Genomic DNA, 4,264 nt, shown 5'->3' on the forward strand with positions numbered 1-4,264 from the left:
GTGCCGGCGGCGGCGCCACGGCGAACGCCAGGGCGATCGCGGGGATGGCCAGCATGCCGGGCAGCCGCGCCGGGATGGCGCCCCGATGCGATGCCGGACCGATGCGGCGACCTGCGAAGTCGAAAACCATAATGAAATATCGAGAAGAGAAAGACACTGCGCCAGTGCCTGATCCCCGATAATAGCGGCTTGGCCGCGCCGCTGCCGGGGCGGCGCGTGGCCCGCTTTTTTCTGCCGTCTTCCGTTCACCGCCCGATCACGCTTTCGATGTCTCGCCTTTCGTTCCTCCGCCGGCCGGCCCGGTGTTGCGCCGCCCTGGCGGTCGCCGCGCTGCTGGCCTGCTCGCCGCGCTACGACTGGCGGACGATCCAGTCCAACGAGGGCGGGTACGCCGCGCTCTATCCCGCCAAGCCGACCAGCGCCGCGCGCGATGTCGCGATCGCGGGCCGCAAGCTGCCGATGACGATGGAGGCGGCGCGCGTCGACGAGACGCTGTTCGCCGTCGGCGTGGTCACGCTGCCCGGCGACGACGCGGCGCTGCGCGCCGAGGCGCTGTCGGCGATGCAGTCCGGCCTGCTGGCCAATCTCGGCAACGCGCCGACCGAACCGGTACAGACGCGCGCGGTCACGGTGATGTCGTCCGCGCAGCCGCCGGTGGCGCTGCAAGGCATCGAGATCCGCGTGGCCGGGGTGTCGCCACAGGACAAGGCGCCGCGCCGGCTGACCGCGCGGCTGGTCGCCAAGGGGACCAAGGTCTACCAGGCCGTCGTGCTCGAGGCCGGCGATGCCGCGCGCGACCAGCGCCAGGCCGAGCAGGTCGAGCAGTTCCTGGCCGGCTTCCACCCGTTCTGATGCGTTCCCGTACTACCCGTACCAGTCCACGCAGCACCCGCCTCGGCCTGACGATGCGCCCATCCGCGCTGCTGCGCCGGGGCGAGGGCGCGCTGGTGTTCGCCTGCTTCGCGGCCGCCTATGTGCTGTCGTACGCGCTGCGCACGATCAACGCGGTGATCGCGCCCGAGCTGATCGCCGACCTGCGGCTGTCGAACGCCGACCTCGGCCTGCTGTCGTCGGCCTATTTCCTCGCCTTCGCCGCGATGCAGCTTCCGGTCGGCCAGTGGCTGGACCGGCGCGGCGTGCGCCGCGTCGAGACCGTGCTGCTGCTGATCGCCGCGGCCGGCGCGCTGGTTTTTGCGCTGGCCGGCTCGGCGGCGACCCTGTGGCTGGGCCGGGCGCTGATCGGCGCCGGCGTGTCGGCCTGCCTGATGGCTTCCTATACGGCGTATCGCCGCTGGTTTCCGACCGCGCGCCAGAGCCAGCTGTCGGTCTGGATGCTGGTGGCCGGCAGCGGCGGCGCGCTGATGACGACACTGCCGGTGCAGGCGGTGCTGCCGTGGCTGGGCTGGCGCGGCGTGTTCCTGGTGATGGCGGGCCTGCTGCTGGCGTCGGCGCTGGCGCTGTATCGGGGGCTGGCGCGGGTCGAGCGGCGCAGTGCACGGCTGGCGCGCCGGGCGCAGCCGGATAGCGCATCGGCCGAGTCCGCCAATTTCGCGGCCGACATCGGAAGCGCCGGCGGTAACGTCGCGGCGCAGGCGCCGACGGCGATGGCCGGCGGCTATCGCGCGCTGCTGCGCCACCCGGCCTTCGTCCGCGTGATGCCGTTCGGGCTGCTGAACCAGGCCGGCTTCATGGCGGTGCAGACGCTGTGGGTCGGCCCGTGGCTGGTCGACGTGCTCGGCTTCGGGCCGGACCGCACCGCGCAGATCCTGTTCCTGTTCAATATCGCGCTGCTGGCCGGGTATCTGCTGCTGGGGTGGCTGGCGCCGCGGCGCGCGCGCGACCCGGTCGAGTCCGCGCGGCTGGTGATGATCGGCGCCGGCCTGACGCTGGTGCTGCAGGCGGCGATCGTCGCCTGGACCGCGCCGGCGGCGTGGCTGCTGTGGCCGCTGCTGGCGATGTGCGCGAGCACGCTGTCGCTGATCCTCAGCACGCTGAGCCTGGCGTTTCCCGCCGAGGTGGCGGGGCGCGCCAACACCACCTACAACCTGCTGGTGTTCGGCGGCAGCTTCCTGATCCAGTGGGGGCTGGGTGTCGCGATCGATCTGTTCCGCGACGCCGGGCTGCCGCAGGCCGACGCCTTCCGCGCGGCATTGGGCGGTCTGCTGGCGCTGCAGCTTGCCGGCTACCTCTGGTATGCGCTGGTGCCGCGGCTGTGGAAGCGGGCGGCGGGCTGAACGCCGCCGGCGCTTGAAGCGATCCGGGGATTCGAAAAGGTCCAGGGGTTGGAAAAGGCCGGGGTTTGGGGAAAAGCCCGGGGTTTGGAAAGGCCCGCGAGGTTCGAAAAGGTTCGAGCTTAGGCAAAGACAAGAAGGAGCAAATCATGCGTTGGGAAATCTGGCTCGCCTATTTCGCGGCCTGCTGGGCGATCGCGGTCTCGCCGGGCTCGGGCGCCGTGCTGTCGATGAGCCACGGACTGTCCTATGGGCTGCGCAGGACCACCACGACGATCCTCGGCCTGCAAGTGGGGCTGCTGATCGTACTGCTGGTCGCCGGCGGTGGGCTGGGCGCGCTGCTGCTCGCGTCCGAGCACGCGTTTGCCGCGGTCAAGACCGTCGGCGCGCTGTACCTGATCTATCTGGGCGTGCAGCAGTGGCGCGCGCGCGTCGAGCAGGAGCCGGCCGATGCGCGCGGCGACGGCCGGTCACCGGGCGGCATCCGCGTGGCCGCGATGAGTCCGCGCCGGCGGTTCGCCACCGGGCTGCTGACCAATGTCACCAATCCGAAGGGCATCGTCTTCATGGTCGCGGTGCTGCCGCAGTTCATCGATGCGGCGCGGCCACTGGCGCCGCAGCTGGCGATCCTGGCCGTGACGATGTGCGCGGTCGACCTGGTCGTGATGCACGGCTACGCGCTGCTGGCCTCGCGCATGCAGGGCCTGTTCCGCGATGCCCGCGCGATGCGCTGGCAGAACCGCGTGTTCGGCAGCGTGCTGATGGCGGTCGGGGCCGCGCTGTTCTTCGTGCGGCGCCAGCCGGGCTGAGCGCTGTCGGACCGCCCCGGCTGGCGATCCCCCGGCCGGTTTGCTTCAATGGTGGTTACCCCGCCCCTGGAGCCGACCGATGCCGTGCCGCGCCGACCATACCGTTCCGCCAATAGAAGACCCGCCACCGCCCGGCGTGCCACCCGATCATCCGCCGATCGAGGAAGAGCCGGAACCGCCGGGCGAGCCGCCCGAAGCTCGCCTTCTGGCTTGATGTACCGCAATGCGCCGCCACCGCGCCGGTTCGCTTCCCTCTCCCCCGACCCCTCTCCCGCCAGCGGGAGAGGGGAGCCGATCGCAGGCGGGTCAGCTAGGCGGGACGCAATACCCGCCGATACTGCACCGCCTCCGCCGCGTGTGCCGCGCCGACGATGTCGGCGCCGGCCAGGTCCGCGATGGTCCGCGCGACCTTCAGCACGCGAAAGTACGACCGCGCCGACCAGCCGAGCCGCGCCATCGCCGCCCGCAGCAGCCCCTGCGCCTGCTCGTCGAGCGGGCAGTGCCGCTCGATCTCCTGTCCCGCCAGTTCCCCGTTGGGTTTGCCCTGCCGTTCCAGTTGCCGCGCCCGGGCGGCCAGCACGCGCGCGCGGATCGACGCGCTGTCCTCGCCCGGCGGGCCGTCCAGCGTCTCCTGCTGGCTTTGCGCCGGCACCTCGATCTGCAGATCGATCCGGTCCAGCAGCGGCCCGGACAGCCGCGACTGGTAGCGCAGCACCTGGTCCGGCGTGCAGCGGCAGGCCCGGGCCGGATGGCCCTGGTAGCCGCAGGGGCAGGGGTTCATCGCCGCCACGAACTGGAAGCGCGCCGGGAAGTCGGCCTGCCGGCCCGCACGCGAGATCGTGATGCGGCCCGACTCCAGCGGCTCGCGCAGGACCTCCAGCACGCGCCGCTCGAACTCGGGCAACTCGTCGAGGAACAGCACGCCGTGATGCGCCAGCGAAATCTCGCCGGGGCGCGGATCGCCGCCACCGCCGACCATCGCGGCCGCCGAGGCGGTATGGTGGGGCGAGCGGAACGGCCGGCGGCCCCAGCGCTCGGCCTGGAAGCCGGCGCCGGTCAGGCTCAGCACCGCGGCCGATTCGAGCGCCTCCTGCAGCGTCATCGGCGGCAGCAGCCCGGGAAAGCGCTGCGCCAGCATCGACTTGCCGGTGCCCGGCGGGCCGATCAGCAGCGCCGAGTGCTGGCCCGCCGCGGCGACCTCCATCGCGCGGCGCGCCTGCCCCT

At 72.2% G+C, this 4,264-nt stretch carries 4 protein-coding genes; 3 read left to right on the plus strand and 1 reads right to left on the minus strand.

The window, feature by feature from the left end; all coding sequences use genetic code 11:
• The first annotated feature begins 267 nt into the window (after positions 1-267).
• From B551_RS14540 to B551_RS14550, 3 genes are all read left to right on the plus strand, one after another.
• Positions 268-852, plus strand: coding sequence for a hypothetical protein (locus B551_RS14540; protein WP_043439836.1), 585 nt, complete (start codon positions 268-270; stop codon positions 850-852).
• Complete coding sequence (locus B551_RS14545; RefSeq protein ID WP_083492612.1) at positions 852-2,234, plus strand: MFS transporter; 1,383 nt, start codon at positions 852-854, stop codon at positions 2,232-2,234. Before B551_RS14540 ends, B551_RS14545 begins: the two co-directional genes overlap by 1 nt.
• A gap of 146 nt (positions 2,235-2,380) precedes the next feature.
• Positions 2,381-3,040, plus strand: a complete 660-nt coding sequence (locus B551_RS14550; RefSeq protein WP_006579220.1) for a LysE family transporter — start codon at positions 2,381-2,383, stop codon at positions 3,038-3,040.
• A 310-nt stretch (positions 3,041-3,350) separates the two neighbouring features.
• Here B551_RS14550 and B551_RS14555 read toward each other — a convergent pair.
• Positions 3,351-4,264: YifB family Mg chelatase-like AAA ATPase (locus tag B551_RS14555; RefSeq protein WP_023264394.1), on the minus strand; the 914-nt coding region annotated here is incomplete at its 5' end.

Source organism: Cupriavidus sp. HPC(L), assembly GCF_000307735.3.
Taxonomy (GTDB): Bacteria; Pseudomonadota; Gammaproteobacteria; order Burkholderiales; family Burkholderiaceae; genus Cupriavidus.